This is a genomic window from Clostridium sp. 16K-1-R1, assembly GCF_023921145.1.
GTDB lineage: Bacteria > Bacillota > Clostridia > Clostridiales > Clostridiaceae > Sarcina > Sarcina perfringens.
This window is the reverse complement of record NZ_CP046515.1, coordinates 1,357,895-1,380,127: the sequence shown is the minus strand read 5'-3', so window position 1 is coordinate 1,380,127 and position 22,233 is coordinate 1,357,895. Positions and strand designations below refer to the sequence as shown.

General features: G+C 28.2%; 22 protein-coding genes and 1 other annotated feature. Of the genes, 6 read left to right on the top strand and 16 right to left on the bottom strand.

The genetic code is table 11. The annotated features are described in order from the left end of the window. Positions 1-168: 168 nt before the first annotated feature. Positions 169-1,476 (bottom strand): dicarboxylate/amino acid:cation symporter, encoded by a 1,308-nt coding sequence (locus GOM42_RS05995; protein ID WP_003480989.1) that lies wholly within the window; start codon positions 1,474-1,476, stop codon positions 169-171. 140 nt (positions 1,477-1,616) lie between these two features. Continuing rightward, positions 1,617-1,853 (bottom strand) — a binding site (T-box leader). Between the two features lie 380 nt (positions 1,854-2,233). On the opposite strand from GOM42_RS05995, the gene GOM42_RS05990 reads away from it, so the two are divergent. Then, complete coding sequence (locus tag GOM42_RS05990; protein WP_003480987.1) at positions 2,234-3,115, top strand: hypothetical protein; 882 nt, start codon at positions 2,234-2,236, stop codon at positions 3,113-3,115. A 255-nt stretch (positions 3,116-3,370) separates the two neighbouring features. Further along, positions 3,371-4,027: a pentapeptide repeat-containing protein gene (locus GOM42_RS05985; protein WP_003480985.1), complete on the top strand. Its 657-nt coding sequence runs from the start codon at positions 3,371-3,373 to the stop codon at positions 4,025-4,027. Between the two features lie 93 nt (positions 4,028-4,120). Here the strand turns inward: GOM42_RS05985 and GOM42_RS05980 are convergent, their stop codons facing one another. Next, complete coding sequence (locus GOM42_RS05980) at positions 4,121-5,104, bottom strand: alpha/beta hydrolase (RefSeq protein WP_003468535.1); 984 nt, start codon at positions 5,102-5,104, stop codon at positions 4,121-4,123. 183 nt (positions 5,105-5,287) lie between these two features. On the opposite strand from GOM42_RS05980, the gene GOM42_RS05975 reads away from it, so the two are divergent. From GOM42_RS05975 to GOM42_RS05960, 4 genes are all read left to right on the top strand, one after another. Beyond that, positions 5,288-5,632 carry a DUF1622 domain-containing protein gene (locus tag GOM42_RS05975; RefSeq protein ID WP_003450441.1) on the top strand — a complete coding sequence of 115 codons (345 nt, stop codon included), beginning with the start codon at positions 5,288-5,290 and terminating at the stop codon, positions 5,630-5,632. 31 nt (positions 5,633-5,663) lie between these two features. After that, positions 5,664-6,023, top strand: coding sequence for a DUF1622 domain-containing protein (locus GOM42_RS05970; RefSeq protein WP_003450422.1), 360 nt, complete (start codon positions 5,664-5,666; stop codon positions 6,021-6,023). 110 nt (positions 6,024-6,133) lie between these two features. Beyond that, a complete protein-coding gene (locus tag GOM42_RS05965) occupies positions 6,134-6,952 on the top strand; it encodes a hypothetical protein (RefSeq protein WP_003468549.1) in 819 nt (272 codons plus the stop codon). A 105-nt stretch (positions 6,953-7,057) separates the two neighbouring features. Next, positions 7,058-7,828, top strand: coding sequence for a hypothetical protein (locus GOM42_RS05960; protein WP_003464711.1), 771 nt, complete (start codon positions 7,058-7,060; stop codon positions 7,826-7,828). Positions 7,829-7,895: 67 nt separating this feature from the next. Here GOM42_RS05960 and GOM42_RS05955 read toward each other — a convergent pair whose 3' ends face one another. From GOM42_RS05955 to GOM42_RS05890, 14 genes are all read right to left on the bottom strand, one after another. Beyond that, positions 7,896-8,408: a GNAT family N-acetyltransferase gene (locus tag GOM42_RS05955; RefSeq protein ID WP_003468556.1), complete on the bottom strand. Its 513-nt coding sequence runs from the start codon at positions 8,406-8,408 to the stop codon at positions 7,896-7,898. Positions 8,409-8,749: 341 nt separating this feature from the next. Then, complete coding sequence (locus GOM42_RS05950; RefSeq protein ID WP_003456389.1) at positions 8,750-9,424, bottom strand: ferric reductase-like transmembrane domain-containing protein; 675 nt, start codon at positions 9,422-9,424, stop codon at positions 8,750-8,752. Between the two features lie 289 nt (positions 9,425-9,713). Continuing rightward, the gene (locus GOM42_RS05945; protein ID WP_110077413.1) at positions 9,714-11,183 is read right to left on the bottom strand and encodes an amino acid permease; all 1,470 of its coding nucleotides are present in this window, start codon (positions 11,181-11,183) and stop codon (positions 9,714-9,716) included. Positions 11,184-11,766: 583 nt separating this feature from the next. After that, entirely contained in the window at positions 11,767-12,924 is a 1,158-nt protein-coding gene (gene dhaT / locus GOM42_RS05940) for a 1,3-propanediol dehydrogenase (protein WP_003451991.1), read from the bottom strand. Positions 12,925-13,017: 93 nt separating this feature from the next. Continuing rightward, positions 13,018-13,446 (bottom strand): heme-binding protein, encoded by a 429-nt coding sequence (locus tag GOM42_RS05935; RefSeq protein ID WP_003451873.1) that lies wholly within the window; start codon positions 13,444-13,446, stop codon positions 13,018-13,020. A 23-nt stretch (positions 13,447-13,469) separates the two neighbouring features. After that, entirely contained in the window at positions 13,470-13,982 is a 513-nt protein-coding gene (locus GOM42_RS05930; protein WP_003451906.1) for a cob(I)yrinic acid a,c-diamide adenosyltransferase, read from the bottom strand. Between the two features lie 18 nt (positions 13,983-14,000). After that, a complete protein-coding gene (locus GOM42_RS05925; protein WP_003463680.1) occupies positions 14,001-14,351 on the bottom strand; it encodes a glycerol dehydratase reactivase beta/small subunit family protein in 351 nt (116 codons plus the stop codon). Next, positions 14,344-16,194, bottom strand: a complete 1,851-nt coding sequence (locus GOM42_RS05920) for a diol dehydratase reactivase subunit alpha (RefSeq protein ID WP_003456360.1) — start codon at positions 16,192-16,194, stop codon at positions 14,344-14,346. The genes GOM42_RS05925 and GOM42_RS05920 overlap by 8 nt, the downstream gene beginning before the upstream one ends. A 16-nt stretch (positions 16,195-16,210) precedes the next feature. After that, positions 16,211-16,636: a diol dehydratase small subunit gene (locus tag GOM42_RS05915; RefSeq protein ID WP_003451918.1), complete on the bottom strand. Its 426-nt coding sequence runs from the start codon at positions 16,634-16,636 to the stop codon at positions 16,211-16,213. A gap of 19 nt (positions 16,637-16,655) precedes the next feature. Continuing rightward, complete coding sequence (locus GOM42_RS05910) at positions 16,656-17,222, bottom strand: propanediol/glycerol family dehydratase medium subunit (RefSeq protein WP_003451972.1); 567 nt, start codon at positions 17,220-17,222, stop codon at positions 16,656-16,658. 13 nt (positions 17,223-17,235) lie between these two features. Continuing rightward, positions 17,236-18,900, bottom strand: coding sequence for a propanediol/glycerol family dehydratase large subunit (locus tag GOM42_RS05905; RefSeq protein WP_003451947.1), 1,665 nt, complete (start codon positions 18,898-18,900; stop codon positions 17,236-17,238). Positions 18,901-19,237: 337 nt separating this feature from the next. Continuing rightward, entirely contained in the window at positions 19,238-19,990 is a 753-nt protein-coding gene (locus tag GOM42_RS05900) for a response regulator (RefSeq protein ID WP_003474517.1), read from the bottom strand. Positions 19,991-20,009: 19 nt separating this feature from the next. Continuing rightward, positions 20,010-21,242, bottom strand: coding sequence for a PocR ligand-binding domain-containing protein (locus GOM42_RS05895; protein WP_003471149.1), 1,233 nt, complete (start codon positions 21,240-21,242; stop codon positions 20,010-20,012). Positions 21,243-21,428: 186 nt separating this feature from the next. Continuing rightward, positions 21,429-22,133 carry an MIP/aquaporin family protein gene (locus GOM42_RS05890; protein WP_003463638.1) on the bottom strand — a complete coding sequence of 235 codons (705 nt, stop codon included), beginning with the start codon at positions 22,131-22,133 and terminating at the stop codon, positions 21,429-21,431. Between the last annotated feature and the right edge of the window lie 100 nt (positions 22,134-22,233).

Genomic DNA, 22,233 nt, shown 5'->3' with positions numbered 1-22,233 from the left:
TCCATATAAAAAACAATAAATTTTCTATACACTTATATCAAATAAAACTTAAAGGAGCTGAACAAAACTTTAGTTTAAAACTTATTAATAAACAAGCTTTATTAAGTCTTTAATTCAACTCCTTATATTAGATATTTATGTATTATATTTTAAAATAAATTTTTAATTTTATGCTCTTTGTACTGATTCTTCAACTTTATATTCTTTTCTTTTTTCTGTTTGATCAACTATTAATGCAGCAACTGAGGCCCCTGTTACATTTGTAGCAGTTCTTATCATATCAATTATAGAATCCACTGCAATCACCATTGCTAGTGCTTCTATTGGTAACCCTAAGGCTGCTAACATTACAGTTGTTGACATTGTTGCTGATCCAGGTACCCCTGCTATTCCTATAGAAGATATTATAGCAGTTAAAACTATAAGTATATATGAATAAATAGTAAGTTCTACATTAAAAACATTGGCTGCAAATATTGCAACTATTGCTGGATAAAAACCTCCACATCCATTTAATCCAATTGTTGATCCAAGTGGTGCTACAAAGCTTGCTATATTTTCTGATACTCCTACACCTTCTACTAAAGATTTTATTGTAACAGGTAAAGTACCATAACTACTTTGGCTTGTAAAAGCTACAACCTGCGCTGGGAAAATTCCTTTAAAGAATTTTAATGGATTCATCCTTGCAACAAAGATTATTAATGGAGTATATACAAATAAAAATTGAAGAAAGGCAGCTATATAAACAGCTAGTATAACCCATATTAATGACATCAAAGTATCCATTCCATTTTTAGCTGCTGCTGTAGCTATTAAGGCAAATACTCCATATGGTATTATTCTTAATACCATTTTAGTTATTCTTAAAACTATATCATAAGCTGATAAAATAAAGTCTTTAAATGGCTTTGCTTTTTCCTTATTGATATTATCTTCAATAACTAACGCAATTGCTATAAACATTGAAAAAATAACTATTGGTATTATTTTATTCTCTACAATAGCTGCTAAAGGATTTGATGGTAGCATATCTATAAGCACCTTAGAAAACCCTGGTATTTCTCTTGCCTTAAAATTTTCAGCCCCTATAAAGCTTAAACCTTGTCCAAGATTTAAAGAACTAGCTACAATAATTCCTATAAAGGCTGCAGCTCCTGTAGTTCCTAATAAAACAGTAAATGTTTTTAATCCTATTGATTTTAATGTATCTAAATTTTCTAATCTAACAATACTAGTTATTAAGGATGTTACTACTAAAGGAACTACTATCATCTTAATTAAAGACATATAAGCCTTTCCTACTGTATCTAAAAATAGTATATTCTCCTTAAATATAATTCCAAGTACTACCCCTAAAGTTAATGCTGTCAGCGTAGCAAATGAAAATTTATTTGTAATTTTTCTTATTTTATATATAGCATATGTTGCTAATATTGAAAGTACAATTGCTAATATTAATTTAATATTAATCATAAAAAATTTCCTCCTATAAAATTACTTTTAATTTAATATTGCTAAGCTTTTATATTAAAAGCCAAGCTTACAAAGTATAATTTTATTGTTATATGCTGGCCAGCAAAATATAATAAAAAAAGCCCTCTGCCTCTGTAAATTACAGAGGCAGAAGACTATACTTCCACGGTTCCACTCTGATTAGATATATAATATCCATCTCTATTTAGGTACATTCATACCCTAACTCTATAATGGGAGTTCCCATAAACACCTACTTAATTCGGCACTTAAGCTCCAAGGGGCACTTCAATAATACTCATTACAGGTTATCTCAGCAAACTAACCTCTCTCTGTAGTAACTTATAATATTTACTTTCCCTCTTCAACGCATTTAAATAAATATTTTTCTTGTTTTAAATAATATATTATTTATTTTTTAAAGTCAACATATTTTTTTAACTTAAATTATTTCTTGACAGTTTCATATTTTAAATGGTATTATTATTAAGCAGTTGGTACGTATAGTGCTAATTCTTTTGTAGAGCTTGGTTTAGTCCTTCGCCGGATGCCAAGCTCTACTTTTTTATCCAAAATTTAATTTAAAGATTTTAATTGTGAATAATTATTATAAATATTAATTCTTAAAGGAAGTTCCTATATAAACACATTAGAATTCCTATGCATATACTATAGCGATGTCTACATTACTATAGAAGGGAGGCCTACTCAATAGGTGAATATTATCTAATGATTTTATACTCTTATTGAAGATTTTATGGAAAAAGATCTGTTTAATAATGAAGCCTTAGATGATATTATTTTTAGGTTATCAAAAAGTACTCTTTCAGATTTTTTCTATGAAAAAATTGGTGAACGAAACATGATAATGGGCGGGCTAAATTCTGATTTTTCTGGAGTAGCTTCTACAACCTTAACTGGCTGCTCTTTTCAACTTCAACAATTAACTCTTTTTAAAAGATTACTAAATGAAGGAGAATTAATTTTAGAATTTTTGCTTGAAAATAAAGATGAATTTAGAAATTGGTTTAATAACAATCCTTATGCTTATTTTAAACACTGTTCTATATTCAAAAACTCAACATTAGAAAAAGATTACTATAAAGATTTTAAATCTTCATACAATGAGCTAACTTCTAAGTATAATTTAAACTTGCTTAATTTTATATCATCTCTTATTTTTCTTTCTTCTTATAATTGCTGCATAAAGAAAAAAGCAAACTATGAAGAAGCCTTTGTTAAAGCAATTTTAGAAAACCATATAGATAAAGTCTATGAAAAATCTATTGATATAAAAAATTTTCTTGAAAAATTAAAATTAAAACCTCTAGAGTTTAAAGATGAAATAAGAAATTTATTAGTATTAATTTCATCTGAATCCTTATATTTTGAAGATATCCCATTAAGATTATTAGATTATGCAAATGCAACTGATATACTTACCGTTATAATCTTAATTGTAAACGTAAAAGAATACATTTCAGAAAGTAAGGTTATTCCTCTTAATCTATCTAAAAACTCCTTTATGAGTACAGAGGAATATAAAAAATTTATGAATTCTATAAGTGAATCCTATATTAGAATATATGATTTTGATGAAGAGGTTAGAAAAAAAATAGAAGAAGATCTTAAACTTTAAGTAAAAAGGCAACTAAAATTTTATTTAAGTTGCCTTTTTATAAGAATATTTATATTAAAAGCTTATAATCTCTTCTCTAAGAGTAATATTATGTGATAGAATAAAAAAATATGACTTTTAAATTAGTAATTATATAATTTATCTTTATAAAGTTATTTTAAATAAATTAAAGGTATTTTTATTTAGAAAGGTGGTGGATACGTTACTATATTAGTTAAGTTTATAATATATAACTAAGACTTAGTAACGATTATTATGACACAAACTCAAAAAAACACTCAAATTTTCAAATACAATAAGGCAGAAAAAAGAAATAAAAATTTTATGTATATGGATTTTAGAAGAGGAAACTGCTATAACTGTGATTTCTCTTGTTCTAATTTTAGTTATGCAAGCTTTAGAGGTGCACATTTTAAATCTTGTGATTTCTTTGAATGCAAATTTGACTCTACAGAATTTATAGGTAGTAACCTTAAGAAAAGTAAATTTAAAAAATCTAAATTTAAAAATGTAATCTTTGAAGGGGTTAACTTAGATGGAGTTGATTTTTCAGGTGCTACCTTTGAAAATGTAATATTTATAAATAGTGATATAAGTAAAACATCTGGCATGAAGTTTAAAGAAGATGAAGTTAAAATTTATGAAGATATGCCATCTTTTGAAATTAGCTATTCTCTTAAGGAAGCTGCTTTAAAGGCTTTAGAAAATAAATACATAAAAAAATCTAGGGTTTTAGATACAAAAGAAGGTGAATTAAATACCTTAAGTTTAATTAGACTTCTTGAGAATCATAAAGAAAATATGCTTATAGAAGGTCTTAAACTTTCTGCTGAAAAAATAGATAGAGATTTCTGTACTTTAAGCTACATAGATAAAGCTATTACTAAGCTTAAAAATGAAGGTTTATTATAGGAATTTATGAATAGTTAGGATGTTATCAGAGAGACATAAACTCTCTCTGATAATATACAATTATACCTTATTTTAAATTTTCAAACTTAATCTTCATATAGATAAAAATTTAAATATCTTATCTAAATAATCATAAAGAATTTCATCTTTTTCAAAAAACCCCTCATGTTTACTTCCCTTAACTTCAATAAGTTCACAATCCTTAGCTATCTTTTTAAACTCATCATGAAATTTTGTGTCAACATAGGAATCAAACTCACTTTTAAATAATAAAATAGGTGTGTCAATTCTCTCTATATTTCTCTTTTTCATTAAATAATCAGTTGCCCTTGCAGCTTCTTTATACCAATGAATAGAGCCTCCACCTCTTCTCAAAATAGGATTTTCTAGGAGAAATTTATGGTATAAGCCATGTCTAAGTTTATCTGATGTTCCTGATGCCTCTAAATTCTCCTCTTCCTCAAAGGGTTTTTGTCCAAAAATAAAACTCTCTCCTTTTCCCATAAGAATTAAAAATTTAGCTATTAATTTGCATTTTATATGAGAGTATTCTCTTGTATTTATTCTAAACATTGGAGAATTTAAAATTACCTTCTTAAAATATCCATGATTATTTTCTAAAAATATAGTACCTATAGCTCCTCCCATAGAATGTGCAAATAAATATAAATTATTATTAAACCTCTTATCTTTTAATACAACCTCATTTAAAAATGTCTTTAGATCTTTAACATAGTAATCAAAGGATTCTACTTCCACCTGTGTATTACAAGATTTACTTAAACACCCTGATCTCCCATGACCTCTATGTTCCATTATATAAACTGAAAAACCTTCATTTAGAAAATAGTATATTATTTCATGATACTTCTCTATACATTCCGAAAACCCATGACATATAACTATTGCTTTATCCGATTCTTCCACTATGTATTTTTCATAATATATATTAGCAAAATTCTCTCCTTTAAAAGTTCCACTATTTCTCATCCTATTTAGCATATTTTCAACTATTTCTACATCCTCTTTTTTCTCCCCATATTTATAAATATATTTTCTATTTAAAGTTTTACACATAAAGTTCCCCCTTTTTTATATGTTCATAGATTATATATTTTCCCTAAGATAATTATACTACTTATTAAAAATAAATATTTATAAAAGGTTAAAATCAATTAAAGGCTTTATGCTATACTATCTATATAAAATTGAATAAAAAAATAATTTTTCTACAATCTAAATATAAGGGGTGAATTTAATATGTTTAGACATATCTTAGAAGGTGCTATATGGATAATAAATGCAGTATCAATAATGGTTCTTTTATGGGGAGTTCTCTTAACTGTAAAGAATTTTGTTATATCTGAAATAAAATCTAAAGATAGAATTGAAGCTGTAAAAAAGATTACTATTGTCAAAAATTGCTTAGGAACTTATATATTACTTGGATTAGAAATTCTAATATGTGCTGATATAATTGAATCTATATTAAATCCTACTTTCCACGATATTATAGTTTTAGCATCCATAGTAGTAATAAGAACTGTAATTTCTTACTTTCTTAATAAAGAAATAGAATCTAATAAGGAGCACCTTGAAAATTAAATTCTAGATTATTATGAAGGAAGTGATTTCTTTGGTACACAAAACTTTAGAATGGTTGATTCTTATTTTGCAAGGAATATCTGTTACAGTAATTATTTATGGCGTTCTACTAACTATATTTAAATTCTTCAAAATTGAATTTTCAAAGGAAAATAGAATATTAAAGGTTAAGGCATTAAATAATGCTAAAAACTTTCTTGGTAGTTATATATTATTAGGTTTAGAAATATTAGTATGTTCAGGTATTATATTATCCATTTTAAAACCTACATTATATGATATTTTACTTTTAGGATCAACAGTTGCACTAAGAACTGTAATCTCTTACTTTCTAAAAAAAGAACTTAAGTCAAGCAATGCAAATTCTAACTCTAAAAAAGAAAACTCTTAAAGGGTTTTCTTTTTTATTTAATAGACTTATATTAAAATTTATTCATAATTATACTATTTCTTAAAAAGTAACAATATGTATTAAATAAGCAATTATTGAGGTTAAATTAAATGAATTTAAAGTATGTTTTTTCCATATTTATTTTGTATTGCAAAGACTTATTATCAATAAAATTTACCAAAGTATTATTTAGCTTTTTGTACTGTCAAATTATTCTTTTAATAACTACTCCAAATAAGCATACTACTAAACACAAAAATAAAATTAATATAAAAAATTTCTCAAATATATATAATTCATCAAAAATAAAAAATAAAGATAATACCCCTCCTAATAAACTAAAGGTATCAATTATTCACCTAAAAAACTCTACTTATCTACAAAATATAAATAACAATATTTTTGAAAATAAATCTGATTTTAAAATATTAAAAGATAAACTTCAAGAATATAAGCTACCTATTTACTTAAGTCACTTCTCCATAATTGATGTATTTAAGGGAGATATAGAATTTCCTAAACATATTACCTATATAAATCCAATAAAAAACACTTTAAACTTATGTTCAAGTTCCTTAATTTTAGATGCATCTAGTAGAAAGTCTGGATTTTTATATTTAGATGGGTACTTAGAAATAGATTTAACATATTCAACACCAGAAAACAACAAAATTCCTCTTATATCTAAGCTAAATAACTATGTAATTAGAATTCCTTTTAATAGTTCTATTCATATTAATTTTATTTATCCATTAATGGGGAACAAGGTGTATTTTAATGAAACTAACATATCCTTAAAAGAAACAAGATTTACTACTGACATAAAATCTAGCAACATAAAAGTTATAGAAGACTGTATTCAATTGCATAAAATCTTTAAATTCTCCATAATAGCTAATTATTCTATTGAACTCTACGATTTTTTATAAAATTTTTAAAGTTTCAACAATAAAAACAGAACCTTTTAGGATAAAATAGAATACTATATAACATAAGGTCATTAATAAAAATTTTATATTATGAGGTGAAATTAAATGAGTTCATGTTGCGAAAGAAGATTTCCTGTTTGTGCTGATGATATAGATGTAAATGTTGATAATTTTGATACAACACTAGGTACAGCTCCTGTAACTGTTGGAAATGCTAAAGCTCTAGTTAGGGTTGCTGCTGTAAATATAAATCATCCTTTAACCGATTCAATTGTAATTCCTGAAGGATTTTATAGTATAAAAGGAATATCTAGAAGATTAGTTTTAACTCAATGTTATATCGTTCCAATTTCAGCAACTCCAGTAACAAGTGGTCAACTTTTTGTTGAAGGATATATTTTAAAAAATGTTCAATACGCTACTCCAAGCGCTGATCAAAATGCTGCTGACCCATGTGAAGATTGCGTTGTTATGAGAAATGACTATAGAGATTTAACAGCAAAAATTAACTTTAATTTTTCAGTTCCAATAACTTTAACTAATGCTAATGTAGTTACTCCTGTAACTGAAACAGAAAGAGCATTATTAAAAGACTGTATGAAACCATGTGATAAGGGTACTATGAGCGAATCTGATTGTGAAAGATTATTCTCTCAAGCAGTTGTATTACAAGAACCATTCTCTTGTGAATTAGATAGATATACTATTAATGAAGCTGTTATAAGCAAAACAAATTGTTCACTTACTAATGAAGATTTATTTGATACAGTAGTAGAAAAATTAAATCTTAACTTAGTAATTTCTATATTCCAACTTAGACCTGTTACAGTAACAGTTCCTGGTATTCCTGCTGCTTTAGCTGATGAAGTTGAATAGACTCTAAAATTTAATTAATTTATAAAACAAAAGTACTGGCATAAAAATTCCAGTACTTTTATTTTATCTAAAAAGACTTCAACACTTTTTCAAAAGCTATTCTTTCACTTCCATCCTCTAAATATATTATTCCACATTTTTGAAAATCATTTTTTACTACTGCTCTTTGCATAGAAATATTATCTCTATGAGTATCTATTTTTATGCTAGAAATTCCCTTATTTAAAGCTAAACTCTCTGCCTCTTTTATTAATTCTTTAAAAATTCCTTTTCCCTTATATTTATCATGAACAGCAACCCTATGCATAACAATATATTCTTCATTAGTAATCCATTCCCCATTAAATATTGAATTATAGGTACTTTCACCATCTAAGGATATTACAGTGGTAGCAACAATTTCATCTTTATTAGTTAATACATAACTATTTCCACTTTCTATATCTCTTCTTAAATCTTCCTTTGCTGGATATCCATCTTGCCATTGATCAACCTTAGTTTCTTTAAGATATTTTTTCGATAATTCTATTATTTCCACAATCTGATCTAAATCAGATATATTTGCTTGTCTAAATTCCAAATTTACTCCCCCTAATTTCTAAAGTTTAAATGAAATTTTATATTAAAACTCCTATTTTGTCTACCTTAAAATAAAATTTATCTTAATTATAAAAAATCAACTATTAAATCTCAAAAATTAAATTAATCTTAATAATATATAATTATAAAAAAAAACTCTTAAATATTAAAAATCAAACTTAATCTTAAGAATGTAAAAATTAACTCTTACTATAATATAAAAATAACTTATTTTTGTCTCTTATACTATTTTATCTTTTAACTTCATAATAAAATACTCCCTTTATAGTAAAAATTTAATTATTACTACAAAGGGAGTTTGTAAGAATACTAACTTTTATATTATTTAATAGCTTTTTTATTATTACATATTCTTAAAATAAAATATCCTAAGAATATAACTGTATATATTATTACAGCATTTAAATTAAAAACTTTCTTATTAAATAAGATTAATATTATATGTACATACACTAGAAAATAAAAAGGATATGCCCATCTTTGAACCATTTTCCATTTACTTGGTGACATAGTAACTCTTACTTTCTTAAATGATGTTATAAATAGAGGTATCATTATTATAAATGCTATTAATCCTACTATTATAAAAGATATGTATAAAATACTTAATGGCTTTCCACTAAATAATCTTACTAAGAACTTATAAGTATAGATTATAAAATGAGGTAATATAAGTATAGATGCTAAAATTGCCATTTCTGCTCTAACTCTTAAAAGTTTTTTAGTAATTCCCCATTTTTTACTTAAAGCTCCTGCAAACATTACTAAAATAAATAATGCTGTTGATACAAAGCCTTTCATAAAGCTTCTTTCTAAAACAAATATAATTCCTTCTAATTTAAAGCCTGTCCATATTTTAAAAATCTCATATGATGTAACTACTACTGATATTAAAGTAGCCAACATATAAAAATATTTAGATTGCTTTTTAAAAATGTTGTTTAGACCTACTGTTAAAATTATTACTGCTATTAATGAATAAATTAGATATTCCATTGATTTCTCCTTCCATATGTTACTGACAATCATTTTCATTTAGAATAATACTATACAATTCATTAAAAGTCAATTAAAAATTTAGAAATATTATTAATAAATATTTATTATTTTTAATTTAATTATCATAAAATATAAAAAAAGATGGATAAGTTCTTTAATCCACCTTTTTTCTACATAAATAAAATTACCATATTTAATTTTTAAAAAACTATTTCTTAATCTAAGCTATGAAGTTATATGAAAATATCACACACTCTACCTTATTTTTTTAAAACTATTGTTTAATCTATTCACATATACTCTCTTCAACAATTTCAACTTCAATATCCTCTTTGCCTAAACTCTTATTTTTATATGACTTTTCAGATAAAGCTCTTAAAACAAGACCTAAAGCCATAAGAATAACAGGTCCTCCATAAGTTTTTATTATTAAAATGGTTGCCTCTTTCCCTGAGCTTCCAACAATGTCTTGAAGGCCAGCACCAAAGAATCCAGCACAGGAAAGCACTAAAGCTATTCCCGCAACTGTATATGCTAAGGCATCACTTTTAAAAAATTTAAAGTCTAAATCTTTATTGTGTTTTCTAAAGGATATAAATGCACATATTAATACTACATATGGAACCACAACTGCTAGAGATGATAAATCTGTTAATAATTTAAAGAAATCATTAATTGATCCTATTCCTAATAAAGGTATTGATATTAATACTACTAAAATTGCACATTGTGTCCATAAAGCATTTACTAAAGTTCCATCTTTTCTCTTCTTAGTTAAGAAACTTGGAAATGTTCCCTTTGGAACTTCTCCAAACATGGCTCTTATTGGTGATTCCATCCAAATTATATAGGCTGCTATTGATGTTATTAAATTAATAGCTGCATATACTTGTACTATAACCTTACCATTTATTCCAAAATTATTAGCTAATATATAATATACAACGTAACCGGCATCTTGAATTCCTGCCTTTTGTAAAACTTCTGGTGATGCTATAAACTGTATAGCTACAGAACCTAAAATGTATGAGAATGCTATTAAAGCTGTTGCAATTATCATAGCCTTTGGAAATGTCTTTTTAGGATTTTCAGTTTGCATTATATAAGTACCTGCAACTTCTGATCCTGACACTGCAAATAATAACCATGAGAATGTAGAAAAATAACTCACATTAAAATCAGGAATTACATTTTGAACTGTAAATTCTGTAGCAGAAGGTGTTCCCATGAAATATCCCACTATTGCCATTAATATAAAGATAACAGTTGCCCCTAAAGTAAATTGTCCTCCAAAGTCAGCAAGTTTTGAAAACTTACTTACCCCTATAGTGGCTATATATGTCATTGCTATACATATTACAATTGATAAAATAGGTAATAAATATGAATTAGAATCAGTAAATACATTTCTTCCAAGTATTGCCCATGATGCAGCTACTGGTATTCTTGAAAAAACCATTTGTAAGTAAAATAATATTCCTATGAAATAAGTCCAAGTCCCTACAAAAGCCCATTTCTCTCCTAAAGATTTATTTATCCATGAATATATTCCACCCTCTTTATCTCTATTTGCTGAAGCCATTTCTGCTATTATTCCACATAAAGGTAAGAAATAAAGAATAGATACTATTACCCACGATGGAATAGCTGCTGGCCCTAAATACACAGCATTACTTGCTATATTACCAAATCCAAATGTTGGTACAAAAATAAGCATTACCAATGCCCATAACTTTATTTTTTTATCCTTTCCCATTTTAAACTCTCCTTAGCTTACATTTTTAAATTCAATTTAATATTTGTTAATTTATTATTCATATTTAATATGTTAAAATTATACTACTAACATAATAAATATACAATATATTTTTTGAATAAAAATGCATAAACTATGCATATTTATTTATGAAATCGTTATTTTAGATTCGAATACTTAGTATATTAAGGATTTTCATATATAATAGATTTTCTTAATGCACAACTTATACAAAATACTGCATAATTTTAAAGTGGAAAATAATAATAAATATATTTAAAAGACTCTTTCAATATTGAAAGAGTCTTTTAAATATATTATGAAAAATTCCTTTTTAAAATAATTTAATTGGGTATATAAAAAATTATTTTAAACTAATCTTTTAATTTAAGTTATTGGGTATTTATAACTTAATTATTTCATTTATCCGATTTACATATATTAATTTTTACTGTTGTTTGTTTATTAAGTTTATATAAAAAGTCTATTGTATTTATGCCTTTTATTATTTGCTAGCTCTAATTATTAGAGCTAGCACTTATTATATTTTTAATTATTTTTTTACTATAAAGCTAATCTTTTATTAGAATGCAGCTTTGAATATTTCAACGATGTCTCTTTCGTTACCTTTTCTTGGGTTACTGAATGCATTACCATCTTTAAGAGCCATTTCAGCCATGTATCCGAAGTCTTCTTCTTTTACTCCCATGTCTCTTAATTTTGCTGGTATTCCGATATCAGTTGATAATCTGAACATTGCATCTATAGCTTTTTGAGCAGCGTCCATTACTGATAATCCTTCTATGTTTTCTCCCATGAATTCAGCTATATCAGCGAATTTTTGTGGGTTAGATATTAAGTTGTATTTACATACGTGTGGTAATAACATAGCGTTAGCTACTCCGTGAGGCATGTCATATAATCCACCTAATTGGTGAGCCATAGCATGTACATATCCTAAGTTAGCATTGTTGAATGCCATACCAGCTAATAATGAACCGTAAGCCATGTTTTCTCTAGCTACTAAGTTTTCTCCTAAAGCAACAGCTTGTCTTAAGTTGCTTGATATTAATTTTATAGCTTGTATTGCAGCAGCATCTGTTACAGGGTTAGCATCTTTTGATACGTATGCTTCTACAGCATGAGTTAAAGCGTCCATTCCTGTTGCAGCTGTTAATCCTGCTGGTTTTCCAACCATTAACATTGGGTCATTGATTGAAACTAAAGGTAAGTTTCTCCAGCTTACTATAACGAATTTAACTTTAGTTTTAGTGTTTGTTATAACACAGTGTCTAGTTACTTCACTTGCAGTTCCAGCTGTAGTGTTTACTGCTACTATTGGAGGAAGTGGATTTGTTAAAGTTTCTATTCCAGCATAGTCATAAAGATCTCCTTCGTGAGTTGCAGCTATACCTATTCCTTTACCACAGTCATGTGAGCTTCCTCCACCAACTGTAACGATCATATCACAGTTTTCGTCTTGGAATATTTTTAAACCATCTTTAACGTTTGTATCTTTTGGGTTTGGTTCAACTCCATCATAATAAGCAACTTCGATTCCTGCTTCTTTTAGGTATTTTTCAGTTAATTCAACTGCTCCACCTTTTAATCCTCTTAAGAATTTATCTGTAACTATTAAAGCTTTCTTTCCACCTAATATTTTACATCTTTCACCAACTACTGATATTGAGTTAGCTCCCATAAAGTTTACACTTGGTACTAAATAATCGTACATTCTCATTTCATTTTCCTCCATTTTCAAACATTTTATATCTATTAAAATATATTTTAAATATTTAATCTATTATATAGGTTAAATACTATTAGCTTTTTATTACTTATTGTTAAAACAATCTACTGCTGCTTGTGCTATAGCCATGTCTTCTTCAACTGTTCCACCACTTACACCAACAGCTCCTACAACTTTTCCATCAACTATAATTGGGAATCCACCACCAAATGGCACTATTCTACAATTGTTTGTTAATTGAAGACCATAAAGGCTTTGTCCTGGTTGAACACATTCTGCAATTTCATGACTTCCTTGCTTTAAACATGCAGCTGTATAAGCTTTGTTTATAGCTATATCAATACTTGTTAAAAATGCATCTTCCATTCTGTGCATAAGCATTAAATTAGCACCAGCATCAACTGCTGCAAATATAACTGGAACATTCATTTCACAAGCTTTAGCTTCTGCAGCTTTAGCCATTTCTTTAACTATTTCTAAGCTTAATTCTTTTACATCATTTAATTTTTTCATATTTTTCTCCTCCTTTAGGTTAATTATTTTTCTTCATAATATCTTGCTAATGCAAATAAAGTATCTGATAATCTATTTATATATTTTTTAATTTCTTCTCTTAATGGCTGTACTTCGTTTAAAGCAGTCATTATTCTTTCTCCTCTTCTAGCTACAGTTCTAGCTACATGAAGAGTTGCTGAAGGTTTATTTTTACCTGGTATAACAAAGGCAGTTAAAGGCCCTGCTATTCCCATGTATTTATCTATTAATTTTTCTAAATACTCTATATGCTCTAATTGGATTTTATCTTTTAAAAGCTCAAGTCCTTTTTCATCACTAGCAAGCTCGGCTCCTAACATGAACAATTCCTTTTGTATTTTATTAAGTATTTCCTTCTCTTCTTCATCAGTTAATTCAGCATAAGCAAGACCTATGAAAGATATTAATTCATCTATTGTTCCATAAGCATCTACTCTTAAATCACATTTATCTACTCTACTTCCTCCGAAAAGAGAAGTTGTTCCTTTATCACCAGTTTTAGTGTAAATATTCATGTTAAACACCTCTTCAATTTAAATATTTTTTAAAGGCATCCCTTTAACTAATCTTGCTCCATTAGCTCCTAAACTTCTTAAACAGGTATTTCCTTTTTCTAAGTTTATAAAGAATAAAGGCGCTTCTTCCTTTAACTTATTAATAGTTAAACTTACATCACCTTTACTATTAACTCCTATTCCAACTGAAAGTTTGGAATCATTAGCAGCTAAATTAGCAAGTTCCTTAGCATCATTTAAATCTTTATTTTTTAATATGAAAGGGATTCCTTCTTCTTCTATTCCCCATAGAATTTCTTCTATATCCACTTCATTTATTCCTAAAGAACAATATACAAATATGCTTGGATGATTATAATCCTTAATCATTTTCCTTGACACCCTTTCTGTCAAAGGCTAATACTAATCCAGTTGCAACTGCATTTCTTGGACCTTCACATCCTCTTATATTTCCTCTTCCTGCAACTACTCCATAATGAGATAAAGCATCTGTTACTAATTCAGGAACCTCAAAGTCTAATGATGATCCTCCAACTAAAACAACGAATTCTATATCTCTTATATTTCCTGTAGGTGAAACACTTTTTAATGCTCTTAAACAGTTAATTACAAAAACTCTTTCCTTAGCAGTTTTTCTAACATTTTTAATCTTTTCTAAAGAATTCTGTCCATCTACCGGAATAAGCATTCCCTCTTTAATAATTACAATCTTAGCAAAAACTGAAGAATCTAAAGGTTTTTCAAAGAACTCTACAGTTCCATCTTCATGTCTTATATGGAATAAACTCTCAACCTTAGCTAAAGGATATTTCTTTATATCCTCTGCAAGTCCAAAGTCTTCTATACCTAATTCTGATTTAATAAGCATAGTTACCATGTTTCCTGCACCAGCTAAATGTATTGATGTTATTTTACCTTCTTTATTTATAATAGAAGCATCTGTAGATCCAGCTCCCATATCTAAAATAGCTAAAGGAGTATTTGTACCTGGAGTTGTTAAGGCTCCTCTTATTGCCATGTCAGCTTCTACTCCACCAACTTCTACTGGAACACCTAACTTTTCTTCAAGTTTATTAGCTATTATTTGCATTTGAAGTTTATGAGCTTTAACCATTGCTGCTATTCCAACAGCATTCTCCATTGAAAACTCTTTTGCAAGTCCACCCTTAACCTTTTGAGGGATAAAAGTATCTACTGCTAATAAATCCTGAATCTTTATATCTGAAATGCTTTGATTAGTTAAATCAGCCATAACTTGTCTAACTTTTTCAAGCATTCCTCCAACATTAGAACCAGCATCTCCTCTTAAATCTTCTATTGGAGAACAAAGGCTAACAGCCTCCATTATTTTATCTGCTCCCTCTTCAACATCCACAGACTCTTTTCTTCTCATTCCTGTTATATTAATCTTACCAGCTGGTATTTTCTTTTCCTTAACATCCCCTTGAGGAGTTTTTATTACAACAGCTGATCTATTTCCTATTAAGGCTCTTGATACAGGAACAATCATTTTTGTCTCTTCTGGACTTAAGTCAAAAACAGTAGCTATTCCATATGGATTTGATAGCTGTCTTATTACTGAACCTTGTGGTGCTACTTCAACAGCTGCTTTCATATCTACAGGAACCTTTTCTAAAAGAGAAACTTCATCAACTATAGGTATTTTTTTATCTAATCTGTTATTGATTAATACTCCATCATCCTTTTGAACAATGGCAGCAGTTATATTAATACCTCTTCTAGTTGCTTGATTTATTCTAAATACAGCCTCTAAAAAACTTATATTTCCTAAAACCAATGGAATAAAAGCATTATCTTCCTCTTTGATTTCATTAATATTTAAAGTTTCTAAAGTTTCTAATCTTATAGTTTTACCTATTCCTACACCTAATCCTCCTGGAGTAGACGGGTTATGTCCTATCATTGTTGATTCAGTTATTATTGTTTCAGTTATTGTTTCCATAGCAACATCCCCTATAACAGGTGCTGCTTCGTTAATTCTAACTAAATCTAAATCTTCTAAAGTTAAGTTAGCTTTCTTTAAAGCTTGGTTTAAAGAAGCTATTACCCCACTTATATTTTCTTCCGTTCCTTTGATTCCTGTAGTGGGAATTATCCCACTAGACAGAAATTCAACATTATTTTCATAAACCTTACCTAAAGCAGTTTCTGTAGAAGAGTTTCCTATATCAATTCCTGCTATGATTTTCATCTTTTCACCTCTGATTTTACTCTTCTATTCTTAATTTATTTCTAGTTTCATATACTTCAGCTGCTTCTCTAACAAAATCAGCATTAACTTTAGCATCATATTTTGTTTCAAGTTCATCAGCTATTTTGAATAAATCTTCTTTTGTTGAACGATATGGTCTTAAAGCATTGTACATCTCTAATATTCTATCGTCTGGAACTCTTATAAGCTCCGCAGCTCTTCTAAAGTTTCTAGCTATAGCATCTCTGTTCATGCTTTCAGCTATTTGAGCTTGCATTTCTAAAGTTTCTGGTGAAATTCTTATATCATCTGCATTGATTTCTCCACTTAAAACTTTTTCTAAAGTTATATCTTCTAAAGCTTTTCCTGTAGGAGTTTTTATATCTCCTTTTCTCTTAGAAGTTAAAGGATAATCTGCAGCAGTCATTCTCTTATTTTCCATGATTTCAATCCTTTCTAAATTAAAACTTAACTTCTAATTGAACTGGCTTTTTACCTGGTTCAACGTGTTTAGTTTCTTTTATGTGTAGTAAAGCTGCCTTTGCCATGAATTTAGGTCTAACCATTTGGTCATTTTTTACTGGTACTGGTGTTGGTGACTCACCTTTAGCATATTTAGCAGCATTTTTTCCGATTAATCTATATGTTTCTGGAGTTAAAAGCGGAGCTTGTGAGAATAATTCTAAGTTATTTAATGGTAATAAATCTTTTTGATGTATTACTGTAGTACCTTTTGATTGTATTCCTATACCTATTCCTGATCCACTTAAACAAGCTGCATCATGAGCTATAAAAGATACATCAGATGTTCTTAAAATTCTAACTACTCTTGCATGTAATCCTTCTTCTTCGATACCTGCTATGATTTCAAGTAAAGTTTCAGTATGAGGAACATCTACTATTGTTTTATTTTGATATTTTAAAAATGCAGGTGCTAATCCTATAACAACTTCATCTGATCTTAAACCAACCTTAGCTTCTCCAACTTCTTCAACTGTTATTTCTGGTATAAAAGTTCTTTCTTCCATTGTCATTCTCCCCCTACTCTATATCCTCTGGTCTCATTACTGTAGGAACTTTTTTGATTTCTTCCCATCTTTGACCATCTAGTCTATATCCTGTTCCAGGTCCCATATAGTCATTTACATCATTAACAGCACTTATAACATTGAAATCTTTATCTAAAATTGCTGAAGTTTGAAGATAATCTCCAGTAACTCTTTGCTTAAGCATGTTTAATAAGTTGTTTGCTATATCTTCCATACCATTTTTGCTTAAAGCTTTTATTATATCTAATCCTGTTATTCTTCTTTCTAACATTTCTTCTGCAGCTTTTAAGTCTTCAACTACATTTCTGTTTGGCATTTCCTTACTTCCATGACAGTAAGTTGCAGCTTCTACTTCTTCATCAGTAACTTCTGGGAATCCTAATTCTCTAAAGATTATTTGTATGCATTTAGCTGCTTTATTTCTAACCTTTATAGTTTCTTCTTCTGTAACTGGTCTTAATCCACCGTCAACTTTTAAGTCTCTTTGAAGTATGTTGTAATCATCAAAGTCTTCTGCATCAAAGTTTGATCCAGCAAACATGTTATCGTAGTTTGGAACTGCACTATATCCTGAGAATATGAAGTCTGTTCCTGGAAGCATTTGCATTAACATTCTTGCTGTTCTTCTTATGTCTGAATGTGAGAATGTTTGGTCATTTGCTGATGCAACCTCTATATCAAGCATTGCAGCTATTAAGTTTTCTCCAAGAACTGCTCTTATTCCTGATGGAACTGCTCCTGTCATACCTATACAACTAACTGCACCATTTTGTAAGCCTTGAACTCCAGCTCCCTTAGTTATATATATACATCTTGATTCTAAGTAAAGCATTGATCTACCTTCTGAGTATCCCATTAATGCTTCTGAACCTGAACCTGATGTAAATCTCATCTTAAGTCCTCTTGAAGCATAAGCTGATGCTAAGAATGCTTTTGACCATGGAGTATCATCTCCATCTGTAAATACTGATTCTGTTCCATAAACTGAAACTGTTTCTGCATAACTTGTAAGTCCTCTCATTCCTAGGTCAAGTTCAGTAGCTTCCTCAACTGCACATTGAGTTAAAACTCCTCCTCTACCTACTTGTGAACCTACTAAGATAGCTAATGCATTAAAAGGTGCATATCTAACTATACCTACTGTAGTTTCTTGCTCTGCAAATCCTCTTAAAGCAGCCTCTGCAGCATCTGCTGCTATTTGAACTGGGTTGTCTTTTACGTTAGTAACGTGACATTGGTTAGCAGGTGTTCTTCTTGCTCTCATTTTTTGAAGAGCCATCATCATTTCAACAACGTTCATTTCTTGAATAACTTCTACAGCCTTCATTGGTGTTATTGAAGTAGTGATTTTTACTATTTCATCTCTACTAACATTTATATCAACTAATCTTCTTGCTATTTCTTTAGATGAAAGTTTCATAGATGCTTCTGCGTCTTCTATATTTATAGCGTACTCTGCTATAAATTTATCTATCATATCAAACTCATCTCTTGATCTGCCGTCTAATTCAGTAATTATTCCATTTTCTATTTTTATTGATGATTTTGGATCATTTGGACTATCTAAAGCTATTAAGCCTTCATCAGCCCACTCTCCTATAAGTCCATCTTGGTTTACAGGACGTTCTGATAATACTTGGAATCTTTTAGATTTCACTTTAACGTCTCCTCACTTTCAAATTCAAATTCGTTTGTTAATTTTTTGTCTATGTCTAGATTTTAATATAATTTTAATCAAATTCCATTGGAAAATCTTCATGTGTTATGTTAAATTTTTGTCGTATTTTAAATAAAAAAATAGGATTATTTTAACTCTACCTGCGTAAAAATTAAAATAATCCTATTTGTATGTCATTTTTTTAATATATTTATTGATTTATAACTATATTTTCCTATAAAAGTTGCTTTATTTATAACAATATATTATCTTATATTATTTTTTTCTTCTGTAACATTTCTCACAAAAATCTTATGTTTGTTAATTTAATAATTAATTATTCTTCTCTAAAGGCCTTAGGAGTTAAGCCTGTTATCTTTTTGAATACCCTTATAAAATACCCACAATCATCAAAGCCTAAGTCTAAGGATATATTGATTATAGGGTCTTTACTTTCTTTTAAAAGTTTCTTTGCTCTTTCTACCTTTTTCTCATTTATATATGTTATTACAGTTTTGCCAGTTTCCTTTTTAAAAACCCTACTAAAATACCCTGGGCTTAAATTACAGATTGAAGCTAATTCTTCTAACTTCAGCATTTTATCCATATTATCATCAATATACTTAGAAACCTTATCTACTATTTTCTCTTCATTTGTTAAGTTTCTATCTAGAGTCTTTTCATCACTATGATTTTTTACTCCTAATTCTATATTCTTATTTTCAATCTTATCCATAATATTATCAACAATTTCCATTAATTTATCTGGTTTTATTGGTTTTATTATGTAGTCTGATCCTCCTAACACTAAAACTTTGTGTATAAACTCAAAATCATCATATGCTGTAAGCATTATTATTTCCTTATTAGGATTTTCATTTTTTATAAGCTCCAAGGCTTTAATGCCATTTATTCCTGGCATCTTTATATCCATTATTATTATATCTGGATTAAATTCTCTATTTAATTCTAAAGCTTCTTTTCCATTTTTTGCTTCAATAATTTCTTTAACTCTTACATTCTTTTTTAATATAGAGGTTAAAACTCTTCTTTCTAATTGTTCATCATCAGCAACCATTATGCTAAACACAAAAATACACTTCCTTTATTTAAAGTTTTCTAGGTATTATAATTTCTACTTTAGTACCTTTTTTAACTTTACTATCTATATTTATACTATATTCTTCACCATAATAATGAAACATTCTCTTATTTACATTATTTATTCCAACTTTATCTAAGTCTAGTTTATCTCTACTTTTTATTTCATTTCTAATTTCACAGAGTTTTTCAACTGATATTCCAACACCATCATCAGAAATAGTAATAATCATGTCCTCTCCTCTACTCTTAATTGATAGGTTTATGACTCCTCCCTGTTCTTTTTCCTCAATCCCATGCAAAACTGCATTCTCAACAAAAACTTGAAGTGCCATAAATGGAATTTGTACATTTGAATCCTCTTCATCAAAATCTATATTATATTGTATTCTTTCACCAAAACGAACCTTTTGAATTTCTAAATATGCCTTAACATGATTTATTTCTTCACTAAGTCTTACAATTTTATTAGCTTTCTTTAAAGTGTACCTTAAAATATACGACAAATTATAAATTACTTCTTGAGTTTTAGGGGCATCCTCTATAATTGCTAAAGATGCTATGCTATTTAATACATTAAATAAAAAATGTGGGTTTATTTGAGATTGAAGAGCTTTTAGCTGGCAAGCTTTGTATTCCTCTTCAAGTTCTAACTTACTTCTCTCTGCTCTTGCAATTTCTATATTTTTTGTATAAATCTCATTTTGAGTTCTTTTAAGTAAGGCTTCCTCAACAATGTAATTGCTTACATGAGACATCATCTCTGAAACAGCTTTTATTTTATCAAAACTAAGAACTGGTATTTTTTCATATGCATCAATAATTTTATCTTTTATTTCTGAATCATATTCTAATTCCTTAGTCAAAACAGCTTCTAATTCATGATCATCTGCATCCATCAATAAAACTTGTCCTACCATAACTGCCCCTAGATATTGTCCATCAATTATTATTGGAACAGCCACATCCACAAGACCTCTATGACATTTATATATGTAAAAACTTCCCTCTCTAGCAGCTTCTAATCCACCTCTTGAATCACATTTTTCACATAATTTCGAGAACTCTTTTTGTTCTCTTATTAATCTACAAAACTCACTACATCTACTATGCTTAGTAACTGGTATTCCTTTGTAATCTACTGTAATCATAGCAAACTCAGTTGCTTTAGCTATATCATCTTGTATTTTTTGAAAGGAATTAACATCTAAAATCTCTCTAATATCTAATAAATTTGCCATATTTCCTCCTCTTAAGAGCTTTAATAATATAAACACTATATTTTACTATAAAAAAATAATACTTAAAAACATAATATTAAATAACGTATTTTTAAAGTTATAAGAAATTTATCATTTATAATTAAAAAAAATTATTATCTATATTGATCTATAGATAATAATTTTAAACTTATTTACCTTGGTTTATTAAAATATATTTACATAAACTAAGGCTCCACATATTGCTCCTATTATTGGTGCAACTATAGGAATCCAAGCATATTCCCATTTAGAACTTCCTTTTCTAGGAATCGGAAGTAAGAAGTGTGCTAATCTTGGACCAAAATCTCTAGCTGGATTTATTGCATATCCTGTTGGACCACCTAAGCTTAATCCTATAGCCCATATTAAGCATCCTATTATAATTACTTTAACACCATAATCTATATTTTGTGCTCCTATTCCTAATACAGCAAAAGTTAAAACAAAAGTTCCTATAAACTCTGTTAAGAAGTTTATTTTATGATCTTCTATTTCTGGAATAGTACAAAATACTCCTAATTTTGAATTTTGATCTTCTGTTTCTTCAAAATGATTATAGTAAGTTATATAAACAACAACTGCTCCTAAAAAAGCTCCTAAAAGTTGTGCAATTATATAAGGAATAACTTGAGACCATGTAAATTGGCCAACTATAGCTAATGCTATTGTTAATGCTGGATTAAATAATGCTCCACTTACACTAGTAAAAATAGCTGCTGGTATAGCAACTGCTAAAGCCCATCCAGTAGTTATAACTATCCATCCTGAGCTATTTCCCTTTGTTTTCTTTAAAACTACGTTTGCAACAACACCATCACCAAGTATGATAAGTAGCATTGTTCCTATTAATTCTGCTAATAATGATGCCATAAATTATACTCCCTCTATATTTATGACACAAATACAATTCTTTTTAATAAACATTTAATATTCTTTTAACAACAATTATACTATAATACACATGTTAAAA